The organism is Kordiimonas lacus (genome assembly GCF_001550055.1).
GTDB lineage: Bacteria > Pseudomonadota > Alphaproteobacteria > Sphingomonadales > Kordiimonadaceae > Kordiimonas > Kordiimonas lacus.
Genome location: NZ_LRUA01000001.1, coordinates 153,093 through 176,319 on the forward strand (window position 1 = coordinate 153,093; position 23,227 = coordinate 176,319).

Annotated in this window: 27 protein-coding genes; 9 read left to right on the forward strand and 18 right to left on the reverse strand. The window is 57.7% G+C overall.

What is annotated here, in order from left to right:
* Positions 1-5 precede the first annotated feature (5 nt).
* The 6 genes from ybeY to KORLAC_RS00715 form a co-directional block, all read right to left on the reverse strand.
* Positions 6-569, reverse strand: a complete 564-nt coding sequence (gene ybeY, locus KORLAC_RS00690) for an rRNA maturation RNase YbeY (protein ID WP_082714414.1) — start codon at positions 567-569, stop codon at positions 6-8.
* Positions 570-588: 19 nt separating this feature from the next.
* Positions 589-1,623, reverse strand: a complete 1,035-nt coding sequence (locus tag KORLAC_RS00695) for a PhoH family protein (RefSeq protein ID WP_082714415.1) — start codon at positions 1,621-1,623, stop codon at positions 589-591.
* Positions 1,624-1,665: 42 nt separating this feature from the next.
* The gene (gene miaB, locus KORLAC_RS00700; RefSeq protein ID WP_068301278.1) at positions 1,666-3,069 is read right to left on the reverse strand and encodes a tRNA (N6-isopentenyl adenosine(37)-C2)-methylthiotransferase MiaB; all 1,404 of its coding nucleotides are present in this window, start codon (positions 3,067-3,069) and stop codon (positions 1,666-1,668) included.
* Positions 3,070-3,204: 135 nt separating this feature from the next.
* Positions 3,205-4,140, reverse strand: a complete 936-nt coding sequence (locus KORLAC_RS00705; protein WP_068301281.1) for a lysophospholipid acyltransferase family protein — start codon at positions 4,138-4,140, stop codon at positions 3,205-3,207.
* A gap of 33 nt (positions 4,141-4,173) precedes the next feature.
* On the reverse strand, positions 4,174-4,596 hold the full coding sequence (locus tag KORLAC_RS00710) for a Fur family transcriptional regulator (RefSeq protein ID WP_068301284.1): 423 nt from the start codon (positions 4,594-4,596) through the stop codon (positions 4,174-4,176).
* Positions 4,597-4,747: 151 nt separating this feature from the next.
* Positions 4,748-5,158, reverse strand: coding sequence for a Ros/MucR family transcriptional regulator (locus KORLAC_RS00715; protein WP_139167676.1), 411 nt, complete (start codon positions 5,156-5,158; stop codon positions 4,748-4,750).
* Positions 5,159-5,267: 109 nt separating this feature from the next.
* Here KORLAC_RS00715 and KORLAC_RS00720 point away from each other — a divergent pair, with 109 nt between their 5' ends.
* Positions 5,268-5,567, forward strand: coding sequence for a sulfurtransferase TusA family protein (locus KORLAC_RS00720; RefSeq protein WP_068301292.1), 300 nt, complete (start codon positions 5,268-5,270; stop codon positions 5,565-5,567).
* A 14-nt stretch (positions 5,568-5,581) separates the two neighbouring features.
* Here the strand turns inward: KORLAC_RS00720 and rimI are convergent, their stop codons facing one another.
* Genes rimI through KORLAC_RS00735 form a run of 3 tightly spaced genes read right to left on the reverse strand, consistent with a single transcriptional unit; the run spans position 5,582 to position 7,356 of the window.
* A complete protein-coding gene (gene rimI, locus KORLAC_RS00725) occupies positions 5,582-6,079 on the reverse strand; it encodes a ribosomal protein S18-alanine N-acetyltransferase (protein ID WP_068301295.1) in 498 nt (165 codons plus the stop codon).
* On the reverse strand, positions 6,076-6,732 hold the full coding sequence (gene tsaB / locus KORLAC_RS00730) for a tRNA (adenosine(37)-N6)-threonylcarbamoyltransferase complex dimerization subunit type 1 TsaB (RefSeq protein WP_074519539.1): 657 nt from the start codon (positions 6,730-6,732) through the stop codon (positions 6,076-6,078). Before tsaB ends, rimI begins: the two co-directional genes overlap by 4 nt.
* Before the next feature lie 21 nt (positions 6,733-6,753).
* Positions 6,754-7,356, reverse strand: a complete 603-nt coding sequence (locus KORLAC_RS00735; RefSeq protein WP_068301301.1) for a malonic semialdehyde reductase — start codon at positions 7,354-7,356, stop codon at positions 6,754-6,756.
* Positions 7,357-7,515: 159 nt separating this feature from the next.
* On the opposite strand from KORLAC_RS00735, the gene KORLAC_RS00740 reads away from it, so the two are divergent.
* Positions 7,516-8,559: a polysaccharide deacetylase family protein gene (locus tag KORLAC_RS00740; RefSeq protein ID WP_068301305.1), complete on the forward strand. Its 1,044-nt coding sequence runs from the start codon at positions 7,516-7,518 to the stop codon at positions 8,557-8,559.
* Here KORLAC_RS00740 and KORLAC_RS00745 read toward each other — a convergent pair.
* The 3 genes from KORLAC_RS00745 to KORLAC_RS00755 all read right to left on the reverse strand — a co-directional run bounded on the left by KORLAC_RS00745 (position 8,556) and on the right by KORLAC_RS00755 (position 10,198).
* Positions 8,556-9,119, reverse strand: coding sequence for a NifU family protein (locus KORLAC_RS00745; RefSeq protein WP_068301309.1), 564 nt, complete (start codon positions 9,117-9,119; stop codon positions 8,556-8,558). The genes KORLAC_RS00740 and KORLAC_RS00745 overlap by 4 nt on opposite strands.
* Positions 9,120-9,230: 111 nt before the next feature.
* A complete protein-coding gene (locus KORLAC_RS00750; RefSeq protein ID WP_068301312.1) occupies positions 9,231-9,578 on the reverse strand; it encodes a NifU N-terminal domain-containing protein in 348 nt (115 codons plus the stop codon).
* 53 nt (positions 9,579-9,631) lie between these two features.
* Positions 9,632-10,198, reverse strand: coding sequence for a TetR/AcrR family transcriptional regulator (locus tag KORLAC_RS00755; RefSeq protein ID WP_068301315.1), 567 nt, complete (start codon positions 10,196-10,198; stop codon positions 9,632-9,634).
* A gap of 147 nt (positions 10,199-10,345) precedes the next feature.
* Between KORLAC_RS00755 and KORLAC_RS00760 the strand changes: the two genes are divergently transcribed.
* Together KORLAC_RS00760 and KORLAC_RS00765 are read left to right on the forward strand one after the other, a co-directional pair.
* The gene (locus tag KORLAC_RS00760) at positions 10,346-12,334 is read left to right on the forward strand and encodes a transglycosylase domain-containing protein (RefSeq protein ID WP_068301318.1); all 1,989 of its coding nucleotides are present in this window, start codon (positions 10,346-10,348) and stop codon (positions 12,332-12,334) included.
* 98 nt (positions 12,335-12,432) lie between these two features.
* On the forward strand, positions 12,433-12,837 hold the full coding sequence (locus tag KORLAC_RS00765; RefSeq protein ID WP_082714418.1) for a group III truncated hemoglobin: 405 nt from the start codon (positions 12,433-12,435) through the stop codon (positions 12,835-12,837).
* 4 nt (positions 12,838-12,841) lie between these two features.
* Here the strand turns inward: KORLAC_RS00765 and KORLAC_RS00770 are convergent, their stop codons facing one another.
* From KORLAC_RS00770 to KORLAC_RS00785, 4 genes are read right to left on the reverse strand one after another with little or no spacing between them, the layout of a single operon-like run.
* Positions 12,842-13,540, reverse strand: coding sequence for a M48 family metallopeptidase (locus KORLAC_RS00770; RefSeq protein WP_068301324.1), 699 nt, complete (start codon positions 13,538-13,540; stop codon positions 12,842-12,844).
* On the reverse strand, positions 13,537-14,178 hold the full coding sequence (locus tag KORLAC_RS00775) for a hypothetical protein (RefSeq protein WP_068301328.1): 642 nt from the start codon (positions 14,176-14,178) through the stop codon (positions 13,537-13,539). Before KORLAC_RS00775 ends, KORLAC_RS00770 begins: the two co-directional genes overlap by 4 nt.
* A 46-nt stretch (positions 14,179-14,224) precedes the next feature.
* Positions 14,225-14,653, reverse strand: a complete 429-nt coding sequence (locus KORLAC_RS00780) for a YcgN family cysteine cluster protein (RefSeq protein WP_068301331.1) — start codon at positions 14,651-14,653, stop codon at positions 14,225-14,227.
* Positions 14,653-15,246, reverse strand: coding sequence for an SCO family protein (locus KORLAC_RS00785; RefSeq protein ID WP_068301334.1), 594 nt, complete (start codon positions 15,244-15,246; stop codon positions 14,653-14,655). The genes KORLAC_RS00780 and KORLAC_RS00785 overlap by 1 nt, the downstream gene beginning before the upstream one ends.
* A gap of 150 nt (positions 15,247-15,396) precedes the next feature.
* Here KORLAC_RS00785 and KORLAC_RS00790 point away from each other — a divergent pair, with 150 nt between their 5' ends.
* From KORLAC_RS00790 to KORLAC_RS00805, 4 genes are all read left to right on the forward strand, one after another.
* Positions 15,397-15,966: an ankyrin repeat domain-containing protein gene (locus KORLAC_RS00790; RefSeq protein WP_068301337.1), complete on the forward strand. Its 570-nt coding sequence runs from the start codon at positions 15,397-15,399 to the stop codon at positions 15,964-15,966.
* A gap of 196 nt (positions 15,967-16,162) precedes the next feature.
* Positions 16,163-16,894 (forward strand): hypothetical protein, encoded by a 732-nt coding sequence (locus KORLAC_RS00795; protein ID WP_139167677.1) that lies wholly within the window; start codon positions 16,163-16,165, stop codon positions 16,892-16,894.
* A 45-nt stretch (positions 16,895-16,939) separates the two neighbouring features.
* A complete protein-coding gene (locus KORLAC_RS00800; RefSeq protein ID WP_068301342.1) occupies positions 16,940-18,298 on the forward strand; it encodes an ActS/PrrB/RegB family redox-sensitive histidine kinase in 1,359 nt (452 codons plus the stop codon).
* A 5-nt stretch (positions 18,299-18,303) separates the two neighbouring features.
* Entirely contained in the window at positions 18,304-18,852 is a 549-nt protein-coding gene (locus KORLAC_RS00805) for an ActR/PrrA/RegA family redox response regulator transcription factor (protein WP_068301345.1), read from the forward strand.
* A gap of 12 nt (positions 18,853-18,864) precedes the next feature.
* Here the strand turns inward: KORLAC_RS00805 and KORLAC_RS00810 are convergent, their stop codons facing one another.
* Together KORLAC_RS00810 and KORLAC_RS00815 are read right to left on the reverse strand one after the other, a co-directional pair.
* A complete protein-coding gene (locus tag KORLAC_RS00810) occupies positions 18,865-20,187 on the reverse strand; it encodes a hypothetical protein (protein ID WP_068301349.1) in 1,323 nt (440 codons plus the stop codon).
* A gap of 60 nt (positions 20,188-20,247) precedes the next feature.
* Entirely contained in the window at positions 20,248-20,934 is a 687-nt protein-coding gene (locus KORLAC_RS00815) for a transglutaminase-like cysteine peptidase (protein ID WP_082714419.1), read from the reverse strand.
* 213 nt (positions 20,935-21,147) lie between these two features.
* Here KORLAC_RS00815 and KORLAC_RS00820 point away from each other — a divergent pair, with 213 nt between their 5' ends.
* Positions 21,148-23,226 carry an HD domain-containing phosphohydrolase gene (locus tag KORLAC_RS00820; RefSeq protein ID WP_068301355.1) on the forward strand — a complete coding sequence of 693 codons (2,079 nt, stop codon included), beginning with the start codon at positions 21,148-21,150 and terminating at the stop codon, positions 23,224-23,226.
* Position 23,227: the final 1 nt, after the last annotated feature.

A 23,227-nucleotide genomic window follows, 5' to 3' on the forward strand; every position in this document is an offset into this window, starting at 1 on the left:
TCATATTATTCAGGCAGGGCGTAAGGGTCACTGATCCCAAGGCCCGCGAGTATTTCGCGCTCCAGCGCTTCCATCTCTTCTGCATCTTCTTCTTCGATATGGTCGAAACCCATCAAATGTAAAACCCCATGCAGCGATAAATGTGCCAAATGGTGATGCACTTGTTTGTTTTGCTCGCCTGCCTCAGTCACGACAACAGGGCCGGCGATCACCAGATCACCAAGCATCACGGGCGGGCCACCGGCTTCCGCCATGTCGAATGCATCCATCAGGTCGTCAGGGTCAGTGCCGGGGAAAGAAAGTACATTTGTCGGCTTGTCCTTGCCGCGGTAATCACGGTTCAGGTCCTGGCTTTCTGCGTTACCGACAATGCGCACAGACAGTTCCATCGGCACATGAACCCGTGCGATGGTTTCCAGCAAAGCAGCACTGACCGCAGCCTCGACTATGGGGCGCACGAAGGCTGCCTCACCAAGGCTTCCATCAAGAAGATCAAGATCGAAGGTGAGGCCAGGCAGCGCATCAAGGCCTGCCCGGCCGGGGATACTAGGTGAAGGGTCGTCGCTCATGTCTCTACCTTACCTGCTCCTAGCGACCATCTTCGTCGCCGTAAGCGTCGACGATGCGGCCCACGAGCGGATGGCGGACCACATCTTTCTTGGTGAAGCGGGTCACAGCGATGCCCTCCACGCCCTTGAGGATATCAAGCGCGTCACGAAGGCCCGAGCGCGTGCCGCGCGGCAGGTCCACCTGGGTGACGTCACCGCAGATCGCCATACGGCTGTTCTCGCCAAAGCGGGTGAGGAACATTTTCATCTGCATGGGTGATGTGTTCTGGGCTTCATCCAGAATAACAAAGGCATTTGCCAGCGTACGGCCGCGCATATAAGCCAGCGGCGCGATTTCGATCTGGCCGGACGCGATGCGTTTTTCCACCTGTTCGGCAGGCATCATGTCATAGAGCGCGTCATAAAGCGGGCGCAGATACGGGTCTACCTTGTCTTTCAGGTCTCCGGGCAGAAAACCGAGGTTTTCACCTGCTTCCACCGCCGGGCGACTGAGGATAATACGGTCGATCTCACCGGCGAGCATGCGCGCAACAGCCATGGCAACGGCCAGATAGGTCTTGCCGGTACCAGCAGGGCCAACCCCGAAGACCATGTCATGCTTGACGAGATTCTTGATATAGTCTGCCTGGCCCGGTGAGCGTGGCATGATCACCCGGTTCCGGGTGGTAATCTTGAGGTCCGCATCCTTCGGCTTGGTCACGTCAGGGCGGGCGGAGATAGACTGCTCTATGGGCTCCAACGGCACGGCTTCCGCCATGCGGATCGCGCCGTCCACTTCGCCCACATCCACGGGCTGCCCGCGGCGGGCCATGTCGTAGAGATCTGCGAGCACTGTACGCGCGACTTCAGCGCGTTCGGGCGTGCCTTCAATAGCGATCCTGTTGCCGCGGTTGATCAGCACCACCCCGAGCCGCTGTTCGATGCGGGTCAGGTTTCTGTCATGCTGGCCAAAAACGACGGCCGCTAATCGGTTGTCTTCGAATTCAACCACTTTCTTGTGGTTGGATGATGAGGTGCCCGGACGGGCGGACGCTGAGCTTGCCTTGGCGTACATATTGTGCTGTTTGCGGCTCCTTAAGTGCCCGCGTCCATGCCTTTAGTGCAGGGCGCTGACAAGTTCCCCTTTAAGGCTGTTAGGGCCGGCTTCAACGATTTTCACCCGAACCAACTGCCCCATGAAATCAGTGTATGGCTTATCGCCTGCCACGTCCAGCGCATTGTCGCCCTTTGTCAGATCAACATGAACCGACTGAAGATAAGGGCTACGGCCCAGAAGTTGGCCCGGAAGCTTGCCTTCGCGCTCCAGCAGGACGTCCATTTCCTTGCCGATACTGGCTTCGTTGAATTCAAGCTGATGCTCGTTGATCAGCGCCTGCAGCCGAGCCAAACGTTCAGACTTTACCTCTTCCGGCACCTGGTCCTCGTTCACGCTTGCCGGCGTACCGGGGCGCGGACTGTATTTGAAACTGTAGGCCTGGGCGTATTTCACCCGGCGCACCAGATCGAGCGTGTCCTCGAAATCCTGATCCGTTTCGCCCGGGAAACCGACGATAAAGTCGCTCGAGAGCGCAAGATCAGGCCGTGCTTCACGCAGCCGATCAATCACCGCGAAATATTCATCCCGCGTGTGCTTGCGGTTCATGGCGTCGAGAATGGCGTCAGAGCCACTTTGCACCGGCAGGTGCAGGTACGGCATGCAGGACTTCAGATCGCGGTGTGCATCAATCAGTTCCTGATCCATGTCGCGCGGGTGTGACGTGGTATAGCGGATGCGGCCCAGGCCTTCGATCTTGTCGAGCGCCTTGATCAGGCCACCCAGCGTCATGGTGTCGCCCTTGCCGTCATCGCCGTGGTAGGCATTCACATTCTGGCCAAGGAGAGTGATTTCCACCACGCCCTTGTCCACCAGTGACTGGGCTTCCTTGAGCACATCCGCCACCGGGCGGCTGTATTCCGCGCCCCGGGTATAAGGCACCACGCAGAAGGCGCAGAATTTGTCGCACCCTTCCTGAATGGTCAGGAAAGCGGCCGGCCCGTCAAAATCACTGTCGGTCGGCAAATGATCGAACTTGGTGTCAATCGGGAATTCTGTATCCAGCACGCGGGCAGACCGGCGACCGCCGGAGCGCTGCTCTTCGGCGGACTTCAGCATATCGGGCAGGCGGTGGTAAGTCTGCGGGCCCAGAACCATGTCAATCGCAGGCGCGCGCTTCATCATCTCAGGCCCTTCGGCCTGCGCCACACAGCCCGCAACCGCGATATACATATTCTTGCCCTCAAGGGCTTTGGCTTCCTTTTCGGCGCGCAGGCGGCCGATTTCGGAATAAACCTTTTCCGCCGCTTTTTCGCGGATATGGCAAGTGTTCAGGATCACAAGATCGGCGCCGTCAGCCTCATCCGCCACTTCATAGCCGTGAGGTTTCAGCACGTCAGCCATACGCTTGCTGTCATAGACATTCATCTGGCAACCATAGGTCTTGATGAAAACTTTTTTACTCAAGGTCTCTGCTCCTGCCGCAGCTGCTGTCCTGCCAGGCCGTAGGCCCCAGCGTGAAAAGGTGCCGGAACCTAGTCCAGACACCCTGTCAGAGTCAAGATTTGCCAACGGATTGCGCCCCTATTCAAAGGATACGCATCAAGCGGGTTCAGCCCCATTATCAATAAGGCTTTCATCTGGCGCGCCGGAGGGCGGCAAAACGCCATTGAATTCACGTGGGCCCAGGCGCATCTCTGCGCGGTGTGCACGCTCAAGCCCCTGGCGCACTTCCTGTTCGCAGTAAGCGGCCAGCGCCTTCCTGGAACCGGCCTCGGCTACAGTCACTGGCGCATGGAATTCCACCAGCGCTTCAATGCGCGCACGCCCCAGCGCCTGCCTCAGGTGTTGGAACAGTTCCACGTCACCAAGCCACGCCACCCACGGCTTCTGCGAGCGCACCAGCGGCATGCCGTTGACTTCCGTGTAGGCCAGCGTCACGGGCTGGATCAGAAGCTCATGATCGCAGGCTTCATCGGCCTGCTCGGCCACCGAGAACAGCGCGGACTTGAAGGGCGCCACGCGCATACCGTCCGTGCTGGTGCCTTCGGGGAACAGGATCAGGCTATGGCCTTCCTGCACCCGCTCCACCAGTGCATCCCGCTGCTTGAGGCTTTCACTTCGGCGCGCGCGGTTGACGAAGATGGTTTTATGAAGGTTGCACATGGTCCCCACAAACCCCCAGCCCGCCACTTCGGATTTGGCGATAAAGCTGGCGTTTTCCAGATGGCCGCCAAGGACAATGATGTCGAGCCAGGAGATATGGTTGGCGGCATAAAGGATGGACCCCTTGTGGGTCAGGTGCGCGTCCAAATTGCGGCTGGTGATGCGCACGGTGATGCCAAGGATGCGGCACATAGTGCGGTGCCACATGCCCGCGACCGGCCACCAGACGCGGGGAAAGAACTTCACCATGACATATTGAAGGGGCAACAGGAAAACGGATGCGGAAATTACGGCCAGAAGCCTCATGAATCCAAGGAAGGTCCAACCTTCGCTATCCAGATTGGCTTTCAGCCCGCCGTATTCCTCCGCCATGTCGTGCTCCGTGCCCGCCCCAGCGGGCGGCTCTTACTTGTCCTTGAGAGGCACGCCGTAGAGCTCCATCCTGTGGTCAACCAACCGGAAACCCATCTTGCGCGCAATCTCTTCCTGCAACTTTTCTATTTCATCATTGTGAAACTCGAGCACTTCGCCCGACTCCACATTGATCAAATGGTCATGATGCTCGTCGGAGACCGGCTCATAGCGCGACCGGCCGTCTCGGAAATCATGCCGCTCAAGAATGCCTGCTTCCTCGAAAAGGCGCACCGTCCGGTATACGGTTGCGATGCTGATGCCTTCGTCAATCGCTGTGGACCGACGATAAACCTCTTCGACGTCAGGATGGTCATCTGCTTCGGTAAGAACCTGAGCGATCACACGCCGCTGATCCGTCATCCGCATGCCCTTCTGCAGGCACAGGTCTTCGATATTTGGATGATCCGTAGTCATGACCTCGAGACACTCCTAATGGCTTCTGATTATTGCTGGAATATGTCCGGAAGATGGCACAGCAACGGCGCGCACGCAAGCCATGCATGCCGCCTTTTGTATGGTTCTGTAAGCAAGAACCGCCGGACAGGGACGAAAGTCCTGAAACCGGCTATTTTTTCCGGCTACGGCCGAGGCCGATTTTTTTTGCCAGCTCACGCCGCTGTTTAGCATAATTTGGCGCGACCATCGGATAATCGGCAGGCAGGCCCCAGCGTTCCCGATAATCTTCGGGAGACATGTCATATTGGGTCTTGAGGTGCCGCTTGAGCATCTTGAGTTTCTTTCCGTCCTCAAGACAAATCATATAGTTAGGCGTAATAGATTTCTTGATCGGCACCGCCGGTTCCGGCCTGGATTCCTGGCCGCCATTCGCGCTGCCCAAAGTTTGGAGCGTATTGAATACTTGTTCAATCAATTGCGGCAGCTCAGCTACTGCCACGGAGTTGTTGGCAACATGCGACGAGACAATCTCGGCCGTAAGCCCCAACAGCTCTTCCTTCATTACTTCTTTTTGTTCCATAACCCTCATTCCAGCTCGCCAGGATTGAACAGAGCCAATTCTCCGTTTGGCTTTACAAAAGCTGATCGCAGATGAGATAACCATCTCGTGCAATCAAAGGGCCACCCATATGCAACGCCTAAACCTGTCAGAGTTTCTAGATTTACGCGGCGCCACATGCCCCATGGCTTTTGTCAAAACAAAACTCCACCTGGACCAAATCCCGCCTGGAGAAACAACAACCGTTGTTTTCGAGCAATCTCAAGGTAACGAACCGCTGGTCCGCTCCATCTGCTCCTTGGGGCACATCATCCTGTCTGAAAAGACTGTTGCGGCGTCTTTCCTGACCGATGATGACACTGTCACCGACATCCCTCCCCCAAGCGATGAAGTACAATTAACCATCCTGGAAATCGAAGTAAAGACTTAAACAGTCCATTCACTTTATTTGGTTTGATTTGGGCAGGCACCTAAAATCAAAGTCAAGCATAGGGCATCCACCCTACTACCACTTTGAGTTTGATAATATTCTGGCCGACGCCCGTTTGGCTTGAAGCCTTTGCTTTCATATAACTTGAGGGCGGCAACATTGTCTTCGCGAACCTCCAGGAAGAAGCTTTGCACCCCAGCGCCGGCCAGGTTTTTGGTCACCTCATCAAGCAGGCAGCCAGCCACACCCCTACCGTGATACACTGGATCGACCCCAATCGAGATCAGCTCGGCCTCGTCACAGATTGTGCGAACCATCGTGAAACCAAGAGGTTGATCACCCTGGTGGGCCAGAAAAACTTCAACGGTTGATGACTCTACCAATTGGCGAAACTCACCTGCCGACCAGGGCCGGTCGCCTTGCGGAGAAAAAGCCGCGTCATGCAGGTCGGCGAGCAGGCCATATCCGGCATCCCACCCCTTCGGGAAGGGCGTTATGCTGACGGGGCTCATGTCTCAACCGTCAGGAGCGCTTTGGCTTTCTTGGCGTCGGCATCCCTCAAATACGCTGGCTCGGGTGTGTAATTTGAGGGGTCAAGACCGCACGCCAGCCGCGCCAGCACCACGGGATCAACAGCATCATGGCTGCTTTCGGCACCAACAAGTGACGCCCCGCTGCCCACCACCACACCGGGCTGTGCAGCGACCTTTGCGACAATCACGTCACCGTCCAGGCATTCCGCGTCAGAGATCGGCTGAGGTAGACCGTCCGGCCTAGTGCCCTGATAGGCCTGATAAAAGCCCTGGCCACCGCGCCCCATCACAATGGCATGCACGATGGCGCCTGAACCCGCACCTGCTTGTGCCGCCAGAACCGGTAGGCTCATCAAACCAACGCACGACAGGCCCTTGGTAAGCGCCAGACCACGCGCGACGGAAAGCCCGATCCGCAGCCCCGTGAAAGTACCAGGCCCCGTGCACACAGCAATGCGGTCAAGATCACCATATCCTATGCCCGCCTCCGCCATCAGCTCTGCGATCATGGGCAGCAAACGTTCCGCGTGTCCCCGCCCGATCCGCTCCATGCGGCTGGTAAGTGTTTCAGACTCGCGCACAAGTGCGGCGGAACAAGTGCCTTCGCAGGTATCGATTGCCAGCAGGGTCATGTCGGTCACGTGGTGAGGTCCTTACAGAATCTGCGCGGCCTCATCAAAGTCGAAGCGTGGGCTGCGCGGAAAAATACGCTCATCGGAACCATACCCCAACGAGCACAGGAAGTTGGACTTAAAGGTGGTACCAGAGAAAAATTCCTTGTCCACACCTTCTTTGTCGAAGCCGGACATCGGCCCGCAGTCAAGCCCCAGGCTGCGCGCTGCCATGATCAGGTAGGCACCCTGAAGCGTACCGTTCCTGAACGCGGTTTCCTCGCTCACCGCCGGGTCAGCAAACCAGTTTTTCGCGTCCGGTTCGTGCGGGAACAATTTCGGAAGCTTTTCTGCAAAGGCCGTATCGGTGGCGATAATGGCTGTAACCGGGGCCTGCATGACCTTGGCCTGATTGCCTTCCATCAGGTGCGGCACCAGGCGCTCCTTGGCTTCCTTGCTTTTCACAAAAGTGAAGCGGGCCGGGCAACAGTTGGCGCTGGTTGGGGCCATCTTGAGAAGATCAAAAAGCTCCCGCACCTGATCGTCGCTGACGGCGCGGTCAGTCCAGACATTGATGGTGCGAGCCTCACGGAACAGCTGGTCAAGCGCTGCATCATCCAGTTTGGTGGTCGGGGTAATGGCCATTTTGGTTCCCTTTCCTCTATAATAGGTGAGATAGGCGTCAATTCGGTTTCATATGAAACTTTATTGCCTCTCTTGCCAGTTTGCATCAAACAAGGCAAGACTGCGTTCCAGGATCGACACCAGAATCGGTCCTGGAACGCTAAATTAAGGGGGTCATGAATGACAAGAGCGGCGCGCATTCTTTTTTCGCTCGTTATGGCGGCTGTCGGGTTCGGCGCTGCTGTCGCGGATCAGTCTGCTGTTGTTTTGCTGTACCACCGCTTCGGTGAGGACAGCTATCCCACCACAAATATCCGGATGGAGCAGCTGGACGCACAGATCACGTTGCTGAAGGAAGGCGGCTATCATTTCATGACACTTGGCGACATAGCCGCGAAACTGAAAGCCAAGGAACAGCTGCCAGAAAAGACCGTCACCATTGCAGTCGACGATGCCTACAAGTCTGTCGTCACCCATGGCTGGCCAAAACTGAAGGCCGCCGGCATTCCCATGACCCTGTTCGTCTCCACCGACCCGGTCGATAGCGCCAGCAACCAGGCCAGCAGCAATTATATGACCTGGGATGACGTTCGACAGCTTAAGGTCGAAGGTGTTGAAATTGGCCACCACACGGCCAGCCACCTGCATATGCCACACGCCGGTCTTGAGGCCGCGATGGCAGATGTCCGACGCGCCAGCGAACGGTTTGAGGCTGAACTTGGCGAAATACCCGCACTGTTTGCCTACCCTTACGGTGAGTATGATGAGGCCATCAAGAATGCCGTGAAGGCGGAAGGTTTCACGGCTGCCTTCGCGCAGTTTTCCAGCCCCGCGGCGTTGTGGAGCGATCCATTCGCGTTGCCACGTTTTCCGGTGAATGAACGCTACGGCGAGATGCCGCGTTTCAAGCTGATCAGCCAGTCGATGGCACTGCCGGTGTCTGATGTGGTGCCGGCCTCAACCCTGCTGACGGACGACCGCAATCCGCCGGTCTACGGCTTTACGGTCGATGATACAGTCAGGGGACTTTCTGCGCTTGCATGTTACCCCAGCCACTTGGGCCAACCAGCTGAATTGATCCATCTGGGTCGCCGCGTGGAGGTGCGCTTTGACAAGGCATTCCCCAAAGGGCGGAACCGTATCAATTGCACGCTGCCCGCCGGTGGCGGGCGCTGGTACTGGCATGGGAAATTTTTCCTGGTGCCCGGCGGGCCGCTGGATTAATCGACCGCGCGAACGTCCACCACTTCCGGCACATAGTATTTCAGGAGATTCTCGATACCGTGCTTCAGCGTGATGGTTGAGCTTGGGCAACCCGCACAGGCCCCCTGCATGGTCAGGTAGACAACGCCTTCCTTGAAACCACGATAAATGATATCGCCGCCATCGCCCGCTACAGCTGGGCGAATTTTCTCATCCAAAAGTGTCTTGATCTGCTCGATGATCTCGGCATCAGCCTCGTCCTCATCGACAGCTGTTGACGTATCCACAGCGCCCTCATGATTGAGGATTGGCGCCCCGCTTGCGAAGAACTGCATCAGCCCCGCAAGCACTTGCGGCTTCACATCACCCCAATCGGCAGATTCGGATTTGGTGATGGTGACAAAATCATGCCCCAGAAACACACCGGTCACGCCGTCGAGCCCGAACATGGCTTCAGCCAGGGGCGACGCATCGGCGCCTTCTGGATCACTGAAGCTTGCAGTCCCGGTTTCCAGGATTGTCCTGCCCGGCAGGAACTTGAGGGTTTCCGGGTTTGGTGTAACTTCGGTTTCGATAAACATGACTAAATCCTTCTTGATTTGACCCTGATGTGGCGCTTCACCGCCAAAAGGTCAAGCCCAAAGAGAGAATTTGTCTCACCTAAATTGGGAAAGTCACAAACCCCATAGCTGTCAGGAAAAGAAAATGACGCCAATGCTTGCCAATATGTCTGCGGCCAGCAGGCCTTCCATGAAGTTGCCGCCTTCTTCGTTGCGCTCTTCGGGGAAAACTTCCTCCAGAAAGACCTTGATCGGCCCCTGGATATCGCCCCAGTCTGCGGCACCATCCTTGTAAACCCCAACATAGTCGCGCCCAATATGCACTGCTGTCACACCATTGACGGCGAACAGACCTTCCGGCAAAGGCGAACCCACTGCCGATTGCTTTGTTGGAAATTTGACTACATCACCTGAGTGAAGCATCCGGTGCGGTAAAAAATTACGGCGATTCGGGTCTGCCGTTGTCTCAATTTCAATCATTCTCGCCCCCATCGTTGTTCTATAAACTCAGATAGGGAGACAAAAGGACAGCTTCAACCAGCCAACCAGCTTTCCACGTCGTCTGTAAGCCCTTCCAGACAGTCATCAAGTGGGGCCCGGCTTCCCTGCACACGACATAACACCAGAGCTCCCTGGATGCGACCAATGGCGTCGGCCGCCCAGGCTTGGGCCTCCGCCTTGGCAGCCCCTTCGCCGACAAGGCAGCCCGACAGCCCACTCTGCCATGCTTCCACTGCGGCTTGAATTCGGTCGCCGAACAAATCACGCCCCTCGCCAAGCAGCAGGCTGTTCATCAGGCAAATGGGGATGTCACCATCATAATAGTTGGCCGTGCCTGCGAGCGATTTCAGCAATCCCGCCTGTTTTTTGGCCCCGAGTGGCCCCAGCACAAGCTTCTGAAGCCTTGCCCCGGAATAGGCCAATACGTGCGCGGCCATCTCTGACTTACCAGACGGGAAATGGTGATACAGACTGGCTTTTGACAGCCCCGTGGTTGCGGCCAACAGCTGCAGGCTGGCGCCTTCATAGCCATTTTCCTTGAACACCTGCTCAAGCCGTTGGGCCATGGCAGCCTTGCTGTATTTGGGTGGGCGCGTCATATGGGCGATCCTGCGGCGGTTACCAACCAATCGTTCGGTAAATTATATGATGCCCGGAAGCCATGCAAATTTCAACGAGGAATACTTCGCAACTTTGCCTCAATTGGCTGGCATGGTACAAAACTGCCAAACAAGCAGGACATGTCCGTGAGTAACCAGAAACCGAAAAAGCCCAAAAAGACCAAGGGCCGACAGCGCGCACAATCCATTGGGGTTGAAACCACCGGGCCCAAGCGTCCGCTCGCCCGGCGTATTCTTTACAGCACTGCGGTTGCTGGCGTCTGGGCCACCATTCTTGGCATCATCACCCTTGGCTATCTGGCACACGACTTGCCGGATCTTGATAACCTGCCAGCCCCCGGCGCGGGGGACCAGGCCATTATCATCAAGGCTGCGAATGGCGCGACACTGGTGCGAAACGGCCCCATCTATGGCGACTGGATCCACTTTTCAGAAGTACCCGACGCGCTGGTACGGGCCTTTACGTCAGTTGAAGACAGACATTTCTTTGAGCACAGCGGCGTTGACGGGCGCGGGCTGGCGCGGGCGGTGGTAACCAACGTTCAACGCGGCCGCATCCGCGCGGGCGGCAGCACCATCACCCAACAGTTGGCGAAAAACCTGTTCCTCTCGAGCGACCGCACCATGACAAGGAAGGCGCGGGAGCTGTTGCTTGCTTTCTGGCTGGAGCAGAAGTTCACCAAGGAACAGATTCTGACACTATACCTGAACCGCGTGTATTTTGGCGGCGGTGCCTACGGTGTTGACGCAGCCTCCCGCAAGTTTTTCGGCCATACGGCCAGGAACCTGTCCATCGCCGAATCGGCAATGCTGGCCGGGCTCGTCAAAGCCCCCTCCCGCCTGGCGCCACATATCAACCCGAAGGGTGCCTGGGACAGGGCCAAAGTAGTGCTCGGCGCCATGGTTGAGGCCGGCGCCCTGACCGAGGCAGCCGCCGACAAGATCAAAGCCCAGCCCCCGACCATTCGAGGCGCGGCCGCTGGCAATGATGTGCGCTATTTCACCGACTGGGTCACCACCGAGGCCACCCGTGTCCTTCCGGAAGTCAGAGGCCGGTCACTGGTGATATACACCACGCTTGATCCCGGCGTGCAGCGGGCAGCAGCCATGGCGCTTGACCGCGGCCTGGCAGGGGAAGGGACAAACCGCGGCGCCAGCCAGGGCGCCATTGTGGCGATTGAGCATGACGGTGCCGTACGGGCCATGGTGGGTGGGGCCGACTATGGTGAAAGCCAATATAACCGCGCGGTGCAGGCGCTCAGGCAGCCGGGGTCTGCCTTCAAGCTCTTCTCCTATCTTGCGGCATTCGAAGCGGGCATCAAGCCCGAAGACAAGTTTGTCGATGCCCCGATCAGCATCGACGGCTGGACACCCAAAAACTACAGCGGCACCTTTGACGGTGAAATGACCGTGCGCGAGGCCTTCGCCCGCTCGATCAACACTGTTGCCGTTCAGGTGGCGGAACAGGTTGGGCGCGACAGGGTGGCGGCCATGGCCAAACGGCTGGGGATCTCCACCAACGTCACGCCGCTTCCCAGCCTGCCCCTGGGCACCGAAGAAGTGAAGCTGATTGACCTCACGGGTGCCTATGCGTCCATCGCAAATGGCGGGTTTTCGGTAGAGCCCTACAGCATTCTTGAGATGACCACGCTCGAGGGTCAGGTGATTTACCGCAAATTGCCGGACCGCCCACGTCCGGTACTTGCCTATCCGGTTGTCGAAGATATGGCTGGCATGCTGACGTCGGTTGTGGAGTGGGGGTCTGGCAGGAATGCCAAGATCGACCGGGCCGCCGCCGGAAAATCGGGCACCAGCCAGGATAGTCGCGACGCCGTCTTTGCCGGCTTCACCAGCGACATGACCGCCACCGTTTGGGTCGGTAACGATGACGGTGCCCCGATGAAGGGGGTTACGGGTGGTGGTTTGCCCGCGCGCATCTGGTCAGATTTCATGCTTGAGGCCCATGCGGGCTCCCCCGTGAGGCCGCTGTTGGCTGATGCCGGGCTCTATGCCAATTCCGCCACCGAGCCAGACCCCCGGCTGATGGATGAAAACCAGCCAGAAGAGCCGAAAAAGAAAAAGAGCTTTTTCAAACGTCTGTTCGGTGGTTCCTGACGCTGCCAGCATCCGGCACCCTCGGTGCGACCAATTTACACCTTGTGAATACCGCCTATGCCCCTTAGGTGAAAGAGACACCGACGAGGAAAGCTGCCGTGCCACTGCCATTGGACCCAAAGATTGATCGCGCCATGATCCACGCCTTTGTTGTGGATTTTTATGGTCGGGTGCGGCTGGACGACACGCTGGGGCCAATCTTCAATGAGCGCCTTGAGGGCCACTGGGAAGAGCATTTCGACAAGCTGACCGACTTCTGGATGACCGTGCTGGGCGGCATTCCGGCTTATAAAGGCAACCCCTTCGGCGCCCATCATCAGGTGGTCAAGGAAGGCCAGCACCGGATGAAGGCCGACCATTTCGATATCTGGCTGACCTATTTTGACGCCTCAACGGCTGCCACGCTGCCCGCAGAGTTGGCCGCGATCGCACGCGAAAAAGCCCGCCGCATCGCCGACAGCCTGCGCCAGGGCCTGTTCTTTCGGCTGAGCGCGGCGGAATAGCCAATCAGAGCTTCACGGCAAACAAATCGCTACCATGGCGTTTCAGCCAACGGCGGTGGGTCTGATAGTCAGGTTCGCACCGCGCCACGTGGGCCCAGAACCTGTCTGAATGATTCATCTCCAGAAGATGCGCCACCTCATGCGCGGCCACATACCTGAGCACATCATGCGGCGCCAGAACAAGACGCCAGTTGTAGCGCAGCGTGCCGCGCGAAGAACAGCTACCCCAGCGGCTTTTCATGTCACCGATACTGACCCGGTTAAAGCGCACATCCAGAAGGCCTGCATAAGCCTCTGACGCGTCAGTCAGGGCCGCTTTCGCCGACGCCTTGAACCACTTCAGCAGTCGGCCCGGGGCCAGGTCTATTGGCCCGCCGACGCGGATGACGCCGCCAACGGCCAGCACTTTCCGCGGCGACTGGTCAGTAAACTCAATTTGATGGGGCTGCCCCAGATAGAGGACGCTGTCCCCGTGCCCAAGCGGCGCCACGCTGTCTGCCTTGTCGCGCTGACCGTCGATCCAGTCCAGATGCCCTGCCAGGAATTTTTGCGCCTGCCTGAGGCTTGACCGCTTCGGCAGGGTCAGTTTGACCTCCCCGGTCGTCGGGCAAACCCGCAAAACCATCCGCTTGGCCTGGGCGTTGCGCCGCACCTTCACGGGCACCGTCTCGTCGCCAAGCATGATCTGCAGCGGTTCGGTCACTGTTTCTCCTCGGCAGTTTCTTCGCCCTTCCGTTTGGCCCGCATTCTTTGTGTCCACCGCCACAGACGCGGGTGCCCGACATCACGGGCTGCATGGTCATTGGCAAGCCTGGAGCCAATGCCGTATCCCACATAAGCCATCACAAAGTTCATGCCGACACGCAAACCGTCATCGTCAGCACCCCACTCCATGAACCAAAGAATGGCGGCGAGGAAATTTTGCAGGCTGTTGATCAGGAGATCTATGAAAGTGCGCACGAGGAAATTGATGATGCTTCCAAGTGCCCAATCGATCTCCCAGGCAGCAAAGTTCAGAATTTTTACGAGGAACCGGAAAATATCTGCAATCTCATTGACCACAAAAGTATAGAGGGCCGCAGTGCCATAAAAGCCACCGCCGAACTGTAGCCATTTCCGGAAGGCCAGGTCAGATTCTTTAGCGTGCTTTTCTTTCTTCTTTTTGAGCTCTTTCTTCTGCTCTTTCTTTTCTTTCTTGATACCGCGAATATGCTCATTGAGCTCTTTCCGGTTGGAAAAGCTCTGCAGTCGGCCACTATGGATGAGCCACCCAATCAATAGATAGGCTGTTACCGCGACAGGTATGCCAACTGAAAATAATGCCCCAAATACGCTGCCCATTGCTCAATGCGCCCCCATGTTCCCTGTGGCAACAATCATAGGATCATCAGGCGGGCCAGTCCACCAGATGGTCTTCGTAGTCGCCTGCCTCGCGCTCATCCACTGTGCGGCCCTTCACTGACTGGCCGGCCTTGTGCACGCTGTCTCGGTCACCGGAGACAAGCGGGTGCCAATCATAAAGGTCCTTGCCTTCATAAAGCAGCCGATAGGCACAGGTGGAAGGCATCCAGGGCAAGGTCTCAAGGAGATCCGGGCTCATAACCACACAGTTGCCCACATAGCGCTGGCGCACCAGATATTTACCGCATTGGGTGGTCTCCGGATCGAGAAACCGGCAGGCCACGTCGGTGAAATGGATTTCCCCTGTATCTTCGTCTTCCAGCTTGTGCAGGCAGCACTTGCCGCAACCGTCACACAGGCTTTCCCACTCTTCGCGAGTCATAGCCTCAAGCGATTTTTCTTTCCAGAAAGGCATCAGTTGGCTTTCAAAAGCACCGGCTTCAGCGCGTCCGCGATATCAGCTGGTGTGTTGCGGCTTGAGAACAGGCGGACATATTTGCCATCCGGGTCCATCACGAAAATCACCGACTGGTGGTCCATCAGATAGCTGTCCAGGCCTTCCTGCTCGCGCTTCTTGTAATATACCCGGTATTCCTTTGCGACTGCAGCAATTTCCTCAGGGCTACCCGTCAGAGCTACCAGGCTGGGATGGAAATCTGTGACATAGTCCGCCAGTGCCTCAACTGTATCGCGCTCAGGGTCTACCGAAATGAAGATCGGTTGCAGCGGGCTGATGTCATACCCTTCGCCTTCAAGCATGGTCATGGCCGCAGACATCTTGCCAAGTTCGATCGGGCAGACATCCGGGCAAAAGCTATAGCCGAAGTAAATCAGCATATAGCGGCCCTTGAAATCATTGTTGGAGACGGTTTCACCTGTATGGGATGTCAGTACGAACGGGCCACCAGGACCAGAATTGGCGTCCTGCATGCTCTGGTACCGGTTCACAAGGATGAAAATACCCACGATGGCAACGGCCAACCAGGCAACAATCCGTATCACTTTCATGCCACATCTCCATAAATTGATCGCCCCGTGTACTCAAATAAGCGGCTTGGGGGTTGTGATCGCGCAAGTCTTATAGAAATATGTGCCGCACATGTCACGGCCCAACGGCATGCCTGGGGCATCATGACACAATTTTGATACGGAGTTTCCATGTTCGCGCTTAAACGCAAGTTATCCCTGATTGCATCTGTTCTTCTGCTTGTTGCCGGCACCGCTGGGCAAGTAGCAGCTTCACCACAATATGATTTGCTGAAAGCCGTCGACGAACAGGACATCAAGGAAGTGACCACCCTGCTGGCCCAGGGCGTATCGCCCGACACTCGCCGCCGGTCAGACAAGGTACCCGCGCTGCTGATCGCCGTGGATAAATCCAATCTGGCTCTTATGAAACTTCTGCTGGACTATGAAGCTAACCCGGATATCGGGGACCCGGAGCGGGGCGAAACGGCCTTGATGCGGCGCGCCATTGCAGGCGATGTGACAGGCGTAAAACTGTTGCTGAGCTACAAGGCAGACCCAAACCGGGCCGACATCGGGCAGGAAACTGCGCTGATCAAGGCTGTGCGGGCCCGCAAGCAACGCGTGGCCCGGGTTCTTCTTGACGCTGGCGCAGACCCCAATGTCCAGGATTTTACCGGCAAGACAGCCCTTGAATATGCCAAGCTGAGCCGCAACCGCAACATGGTGCGCATCTTGGAAGAAGCGGGGGCGACATATTAGCAGCCTGATCGCCATAACAGGGACTGCCTGGCCGAACTTTGTATTCCTGTTCGGCCTGGCCCTTGTTCTGGACCTGGCCTTTGGCTCCCGACGCCTCTTGGGCTGGTTACCCGGCCCTGAAGATTATCTGACCAAATTGGCCGCCTTCCTGACCGAGCGACTGGACCGCACGACAAGATCAAACGGCGAAAGGCTGGTGCGAGGGATCATCGTACTGGCGCTTTTTCTGCCGGTATTTTTCTGGATCGGCCGTGCGCTTGACCCACTGCTGTTTCTGAGCCCCTTCAGCTTTGTGGCTGCTGCTTTTGCACTTTCCCTACTGCTGCGGCAGCACAGGCTGTGGGCGGGCATCATCCGGGACAGCAAAAGCGCGGCATTCGAGCAGCATGACCTGACGCGCGAAAACATCAAACGGGCAACCTTCGGCTTTACGGATACTGTTGTCAGCAATCTGGTGATTTTTGCCATTGGCGGCTTTTCCCTGCTGCTGCCTTACCGGTTTCTGCGAACTGCAATTGACCGGGCAGTAGAGTTGAATGTAGCCCGCCCGGAAAGCCCGTTCCTGCGTCCCTTCTGGCTGATCGCGGAACTTGCGGCACTGCCGGGAAGCATTCTTGCCACGCTGATGATCGCAGCCGCGCACATCTTTATTCCCGGCACCCGCCTTGTGGCCTTCCTGGCACCCCTGAGGGGCCGCAAAGGGGCATTGCCCTCGCGCCTGATGCCACTGTCCGCGCTGGCGCACGGCCTCAACCTGTCTTTCCGCTTCGCTCCTGGCAAGCGCCACCCCTGGGTTGGGCCAAAGGAAGGGCGCGCCAAGCAGACCAGCGCTGACCTCAGAAAAGCCGGATTGGTCTTTCTGGTGGCAACACTGATTGGTCTGCTGGCAACACTGATGCTACTGGCCTTTGCGCTTGCCGGCCCATAGGGTTGTTGTCGACGTTTTACCAAAGCCCCAAAGGACTCCTGCCCGATGCCCAATCAGCTTTACACTAACAACAGCGACCTGCTGCAGGTAAACCCCGACCTGGCGCTGGATGGCGGCGTGCGCCTGGGCACGCTGGTGCTGATCCGCTGGATGGCCGTGGCCGGACAGCTGCTGGCGCTTGCCGTCGTCGGCTGGGGGCTGAAGTATGACGTCCGTCCCGAAATAACCGTCCCGATTGTGCTAACATCCGCGGCCATGAACCTCTGGTTCACCCTGAAGGGTGACCCGAACATCCGGCTGGGTGACCGGCAGGCGGCCGCCCACCTGGCCTTTGACCTGATCCACCTGTTTGCCCTGGTGTTCACAACAGGCGGACTGAACAACCCGTTCGCTGTCCTGCTGCTGGCACCGACCAGCGTTTCTGCCTCCATCCTTGGGCAGCACAGCACCAAATTCCTGATCGCCCTGTCGCTTATTCTTGTTTCTGCGCTTGCCGTCACACCGTTTCCTCTGCCCTGGTCCGGACCGCCACCGAAACTGCCGATCATGCTGGAGGCCGGCGTTTGGGCAAGCCTGTGTTTCACGCTCGTGTTCCTGGCGCTCTATATGGCACGGGTCGGGCGCGAAGGCCGTAGCCGCGCCCGGGCACTTGCCGTCACCCAGATTGCGCTCGAGCGGGAACAGCGCCTCGCAGCCCTGGGTACACTGGCCGCCGCTGCTGCACACGAACTGGGAACACCGCTTGGCACCATCATGCTGGCCTCAAAGGACCTGTTGGATCACTGGGAAGGTGACGAACAAACCCGTGTGGATCTTGAACTGATTGTGGACGAGACCAAGCGCTGCCGCGATATCCTGTCGGAACTTCGCAAACACCGGCAAGCCGGAGACGACAATCATTTTGTAACCGTTGATCTGGAAGCCATGTTGCGCGAAGCGGCTGCGCCCCATGAAAGCCGCGGCGTTGCCATTCGCTATGCGACAGGCGGCGACAGTGCACTGAAGGTTATGCGCACGCCGGAACTTATTCATGCCCTTCGGAACATCATCGAAAATGCCTCCGGCTTTGCCCGCACAGCTGTGCAGATCAGCGCTGGATGGGATGAAAAGGTGGTTTCCGTTTCCGTTTCAGACGATGGGCCAGGCTTCGACCCACAGATCCTGAAACGGTTGGGCGAGCCCTATGTCACCACGCGCCAACCCACGCCCGGCAAGGATGGCGGGCTTGGACTGGGGCTTTTCATAGCGAAAACGCTGCTGGAACGCACCGGCGCCAAAGTCAGTTTCGAGAACGCAGCCATGGGCGGGGCGCAAATTCTTATCGAATGGCCTCGGAGCGCCCTTGAAGAACCGGCGCCCCTTGGGGTACAAGCGGGGCAACAGAGCAGCCCAGAACAGGAATAGAAACGATGGCGGAGCAACCAACCGATGAAGGCGAAATGCGCCTGCTTGTAGTGGAAGACGACAAGGCGTTTCGTGGTCGTTTGACCCTGTCGATGGAACGACGCGGTTTCAATGTTTTCGCCGCAGAAGGCATTGAGGAAGGTGCCCGACTGGCCGCCGAACACAAACCTGAATATGCCGTGATCGACATGCGCCTTGAAGACGGAAACGGCCTTGATCTTGTACCCACGCTGCGGCAGATCAACCCTGATATGCGCGTTGTGATCCTGACAGGCTACGGCAATATCGCGAGTGCGGTGGCGGCTGTGAAAGCCGGTGCGGTTGATTATCTGTCAAAACCGGCCGATCCAGACCAGATCGCCGGCACGCTGCTGACCCCGGAAGGGCAAACCCCACCACCGCCTGAAAATCCCATGTCGGCGGACCGGGTGAAGTGGGAACATATCCAACGGGTTTATGAACTGTGCGACCGCAATGTGTCGGAGACCGCGCGGCGCCTGAATATGCACAGGCGGACGCTACAGCGCATCCTGGCCAAACGGTCCCCCCAATAGGCGGCAGCAGCCCTAGAATTCTTCCGGTGAAAGTTCCGCAAGCGGCGCAACGGCCTGGCCCTGGAAAAGCGTGATACCCATCAAGTGGCCAAGGTCAATGTCAGCCGGTTCGTGGCAGGCATCCAGGATCACCCGCGCCTGCCCCACCCGGTCGACTTTGCGGTGGATGGCGGTTTCGGTTTCTTCCGTCAGCCAATTGCCCACCGGGCCTTCCGGCTTCACCAGCTTCACAAACGTCCCGTTCAGCTTGTCATATTCAATGGCCAGGAACGACAGCGGATGCAGATCGGCGATGGAAATCCTGTACCCCAGGCTCAGCACTTTCTCGCTTGCGGCGCTATAGACAACCGGATTCGCAATGATATCTACCGCGCCAAACTCCAGCACTATCTTGGACCGCGGCGCGGCCCCGATGGACCCGTCAAACAGGTCAAACGAATCAGACATCACGGCAGCTGAGGTCACACGGATGCTGGATGCGAGCGAGTCAATATTGGCCATCGAAGGTGTCGAAGCCAGCACGCGCTTGGCGATATAGTCTTCAAGGTAGCCGTCCAGCCACCGATTGGCACCGAGCACACGCCCCTTCAGCAGCACTTCATACAAGAGATGCCGCGGAATCCATTTATGCACCAGCACAGGCATCATTTCGCCTTCGCCGATGATCGCCATAACCGGCTGTTTCCGAAGCTGTCCGGCGATATCAGCGCCGTGCAGCGCCTTGGTAATCGCCAGCAGAAGTTCAGGGTCCAGTTCCCGGTCTTCAAAGGTGTGGGCTGGCGCGTCAATCGGCATCATCCGCACATGGCGGGCCGGTGGCTTCAAAGGCGGCGTTTCAGACGACGCAGGCTTCTTGATCTCCAGCTTTTTAACGGGTGGCGCCTTGATTGCCGCTTCCAGATCGTCCCGAAATGCCGCGCCAGCTTCGAGCGCGGTAGAGAGCCGTTCTACATAGGTGTTGAAGCCGTCGTAATCCTCTTCCAAATCAAACCAGGTGACGAAATCGTCGCTGACGCCCTGGACAGGGTCCAGCCTGGCCACTACGGCAGATTTCTTCAGCTTACGCCGAATATTGTTCAGTGGCGGGTCAATATCATCAACGGAAGCATCTTTCACAACCAGAACGATATCGGCGTTTGGCAGCGAGAAAATGGTCGCGCCAAACTTGGTAACCAAACCTCTGAGGGCCGAGGCCGCGAACAAACGGTAGTGTTCCTGCCGGAACTCTCGCTCGAGCGCCGACATCTTGACGTGCACAGCTCGGCGCCCTTCAGCATGCCGCCGAAGGCCACGGGCATAATCCACCATCCGTTCGATTGTGTTGCTTTTGCTCACCTTGCAATAATCCAGAAAGTGCGTCGAGTTAAGACGCAATTGAACAGAAAAAACATTAATTTAGCGTGAAAACCGCTTTACTTGATGCAACCACCAGGTGGTTTCGTTGATCGAATAAACAGGCCGGTAGTGCAGAATCTGGCCGTGCGGCAAGACTGCGTCCACCTGATTATCCAGAATATATGTCTCCCCCTCGCTTTCCACCGCTAGCACAGCATGGGCCGTCCGTAAATTTTCGTCCTGCAAGATCACCAACCGCATTCTGTCGATTGGCACTCCCAGTCGCTTCAGCGTGATATATTTGCTGATCGCGTAATCTTCGCAGTCACCATCCTTGAGGAAAAACTCGTCAGGCGTAGCCCAATAGTCCGGTATCCCCCAATTCACCGGGTCCACGATGTAAGGGGATTTATTCATATATTCGTTAACAGCTTCTAAAAGATCAAATCCGCTGGATTCTGTGTGATCAGTAATAAATTGGTTCCAGGCGTCGCGACCACACTGGATGCGGGCGAGGCCCCGGCATGGCGGCCCATCCACTGGTTCAACGGTTGGCTCTTTTTCAGAGCGTGGCAGGTTGTGCCTGCGCCACATCTCAGTCCATTTGTCAAAAGACTTCATGTTGCTGGACGGAATTTCCCGGCTGCCGAACAAACCGTTCATGACGATTTTGGAAGCACCAAATGTTGGGACGCTAAGCCCCACCAAAAGTGCACAAATTACCAATATCCTCATTATTACAGTCATATAACCTTGTTCATGCCTTCGTTACGGACGCTTCCAGCCTGGGGGCATTTGCCGCAAAACCATTTGAGCTCAGACGCATTCTGCTCCAACATAGTGTCCGGGGTAAGGGACGCCAAGCCTAATGGCATTGTCTCACCATAAATTTAACGAACCCGTCTTTCCAGGATGGGAGCCAATGGCCGCTTAAAGCAGCCGAAACTGCAGGGGAAACTTATGGCGCGCGCCAAAGAATCAGGCAAATCCGAGTCAGGAAAATCCATTCTCGCGGCTGGAGCGGGCATTCTTGCAGTCGCGGCTGTCGGCTTCTTTTTGATCTTCCAGTTTGCCCAGTCGCAGGCAGAACAGAATCTGACCCGCTGGCACGACCGGTTGAACCTGGTAGCTGACAGCCGGGCGCTTGAAGTTTCCGCATGGCTGAACCGGCACATTGCCAGTGTTGAAGAGCTGGCCGCAGATGCCACCGTACAGCTGTATGCCAACCAGGCCATCGGCGGCGACAGTGAATTTGCTGAAGGCCAGCGCGGTTATGTGTTCGCGCTTCTTTCAGCTGCAGCCGAAAGGGAAGGATTCCACGAACAGCGCGCAATCGACCAGGTGGCTGCCAATGTGAAACGCCCGCAGCGCGCCGGGCTTGCCATTATCAAGGGAGACGGCACACCGCTTGTCGCCTCAACCGGCATGCCGATCCTGCGACCCGGCGAATGGCCTGCCGACGCGCGCGGGTCTTTCATCGCACTGGGTCCCCGCCTTGAAGACAAGACGCCCCTTGTGTTGTTCGGCGCCCGCATCACAGGCGAAGGCATGACAGCAGCGACGGAACAGGACATCTGGGTCGTCGGTGCACGCCCGCTCAATGATGATTTCCTCAAGACACTTGAGCAGCCGGGTGCTGCCAGCAAAACCGGCGAAACCTATCTGGTTCAACCGCAAGAAGGCGACATCGTCGTACCGCTGACGCCCCTGGCGAAAGGCGGCCGCATCGGTGATGCCCGCGTGGATATGGCAGCCGCCTTTGCCGCGCGTGAGCCGCGGGGCTTTGCGTCACTGACCAATTATGCCAATACCGAAGTGCTGGTGACCGGGCGCGAGCTTTCAGCCCCCGTTCCTTGGATTCTGGTGCGCACCATCAATGCCGACGAAGCCATGGCCGAGATCGACGAACGCCGCAACAGCCTTATGATCACCCTGTCGCTGGCAGCCCTCTTTGTGCTGGCGGCGCTAGTGATGGTGTGGCGCCACGGCGTGTCCCGCCGCCTTGAGACCGCCTGGCGGGAACAGGCGGAATTGTCTGCCAAAAACGAAGCACTCAGTCGGTTCCTGCAGTCTGTCAGCGACAACCAGCCCACCGCCATTGCCGCCCTTGGCGCGGACATGACAGTACATTTCGCCAACATGCATCTGGGGAATGTCACCGGCCTGCCGGTCGCAGACCTTAATGACCGGCGCCTCGACACAGCCTTTGCCAGCGAGATCGCAGACAAACTGCGCACTGCTGTCGGCAAGGCCGTCGCGGGCGAGGCCACAAGTCAGCATTTGCGGCTTGAGAAGGACGGCGCGGAACAGATTTTCCAAACCCAGCTGCTGCCACTGAAGGCCGAGGGCGATAACGAAGCCGTCGCCCTTTTGGTGATGCAGGATATCTCGGACCTTGTTGCCGCGAAGGAACAATCAGAAACACTGTTCAAACAGCTGGTCAGCACACTGACGCAAATCATTGATGCCCGCGACCCATGGAGCAAACACCATTCGGACCGGGTGGCAGATGTTGCGCACACGGTGGCCAAGGAGATCGGCTGGGACGACGAGGCCCTCGAAAGCGTGCGGATTGCCGGACAGCTGGTGAACCTTGGCAAGATTTTTGTGCCTACGGCGATCCTGACCAAACAGACCCCGCTGACCGACGAGGAACTCGCCCTGGTACGCGAAAGCATGCAGAAGGGTGCCACGCTGGTGGCAGGCCTTGATTTCAAGGGTCCTGTCGCGGCGATTCTCGGCCAGATGCGCGAACACTGGGACGGCAGCGGCGAACCGGACGGAATAGCCGGGGAGGCCATTGAACCCGGCGCGCGCATCCTCAGCGTCGCAAACGCCTTTGTTGGTATGGTGTCGGCCCGGGCGCACCGCGAAGGTCTGGGCTTCGACAAGGCCCTTGATATCCTGAACAGCGATGCTGGTACGCGCTATGAGCGCCGCACGGTGGCGGCCCTTCAGAATGTGCTGGAAAACAAAGGCGGGCGGGCGCGCTGGGAAAACTATACTACCGTGGTGGAAGCAGACGGCAGCGACGCCTGAA

Bases quoted from the DNA above. Each gene is read 5' to 3' on its own strand.
- ybeY (WP_082714414.1), bottom strand. From the start codon at position 569: ATGAGCGACGACCCTTCACCTAGTATCCCCGGCCGGGCAGGCCTTGAT.
- KORLAC_RS00695 (WP_082714415.1), bottom strand. From the start codon at position 1,623: ATGTACGCCAAGGCAAGCTCAGCGTCCGCCCGTCCGGGCACCTCATCA.
- KORLAC_RS00705 (WP_068301281.1), bottom strand. From the start codon at position 4,140: ATGGCGGAGGAATACGGCGGGCTGAAAGCCAATCTGGATAGCGAAGGT.
- KORLAC_RS00710 (WP_068301284.1), bottom strand. From the start codon at position 4,596: ATGACTACGGATCATCCAAATATCGAAGACCTGTGCCTGCAGAAGGGC.
- KORLAC_RS00715 (WP_139167676.1), bottom strand. From the start codon at position 5,158: ATGGAACAAAAAGAAGTAATGAAGGAAGAGCTGTTGGGGCTTACGGCC.
- KORLAC_RS00720 (WP_068301292.1), top strand. From the start codon at position 5,268: ATGCAACGCCTAAACCTGTCAGAGTTTCTAGATTTACGCGGCGCCACA.
- rimI (WP_068301295.1), bottom strand. From the start codon at position 6,079: ATGAGCCCCGTCAGCATAACGCCCTTCCCGAAGGGGTGGGATGCCGGA.
- tsaB (WP_074519539.1), bottom strand. From the start codon at position 6,732: ATGACCCTGCTGGCAATCGATACCTGCGAAGGCACTTGTTCCGCCGCA.
- KORLAC_RS00735 (WP_068301301.1), bottom strand. From the start codon at position 7,356: ATGGCCATTACCCCGACCACCAAACTGGATGATGCAGCGCTTGACCAG.
- KORLAC_RS00740 (WP_068301305.1), top strand. From the start codon at position 7,516: ATGACAAGAGCGGCGCGCATTCTTTTTTCGCTCGTTATGGCGGCTGTC.
- KORLAC_RS00745 (WP_068301309.1), bottom strand. From the start codon at position 9,119: ATGTTTATCGAAACCGAAGTTACACCAAACCCGGAAACCCTCAAGTTC.
- KORLAC_RS00750 (WP_068301312.1), bottom strand. From the start codon at position 9,578: ATGATTGAAATTGAGACAACGGCAGACCCGAATCGCCGTAATTTTTTA.
- KORLAC_RS00755 (WP_068301315.1), bottom strand. From the start codon at position 10,198: ATGACGCGCCCACCCAAATACAGCAAGGCTGCCATGGCCCAACGGCTT.
- KORLAC_RS00775 (WP_068301328.1), bottom strand. From the start codon at position 14,178: ATGGGCAGCGTATTTGGGGCATTATTTTCAGTTGGCATACCTGTCGCG.
- KORLAC_RS00780 (WP_068301331.1), bottom strand. From the start codon at position 14,653: ATGCCTTTCTGGAAAGAAAAATCGCTTGAGGCTATGACTCGCGAAGAG.
- KORLAC_RS00785 (WP_068301334.1), bottom strand. From the start codon at position 15,246: ATGAAAGTGATACGGATTGTTGCCTGGTTGGCCGTTGCCATCGTGGGT.
- KORLAC_RS00790 (WP_068301337.1), top strand. From the start codon at position 15,397: ATGTTCGCGCTTAAACGCAAGTTATCCCTGATTGCATCTGTTCTTCTG.
- KORLAC_RS00800 (WP_068301342.1), top strand. From the start codon at position 16,940: ATGCCCAATCAGCTTTACACTAACAACAGCGACCTGCTGCAGGTAAAC.
- KORLAC_RS00805 (WP_068301345.1), top strand. From the start codon at position 18,304: ATGGCGGAGCAACCAACCGATGAAGGCGAAATGCGCCTGCTTGTAGTG.
- KORLAC_RS00815 (WP_082714419.1), bottom strand. From the start codon at position 20,934: ATGACTGTAATAATGAGGATATTGGTAATTTGTGCACTTTTGGTGGGG.
- KORLAC_RS00820 (WP_068301355.1), top strand. From the start codon at position 21,148: ATGGCGCGCGCCAAAGAATCAGGCAAATCCGAGTCAGGAAAATCCATT.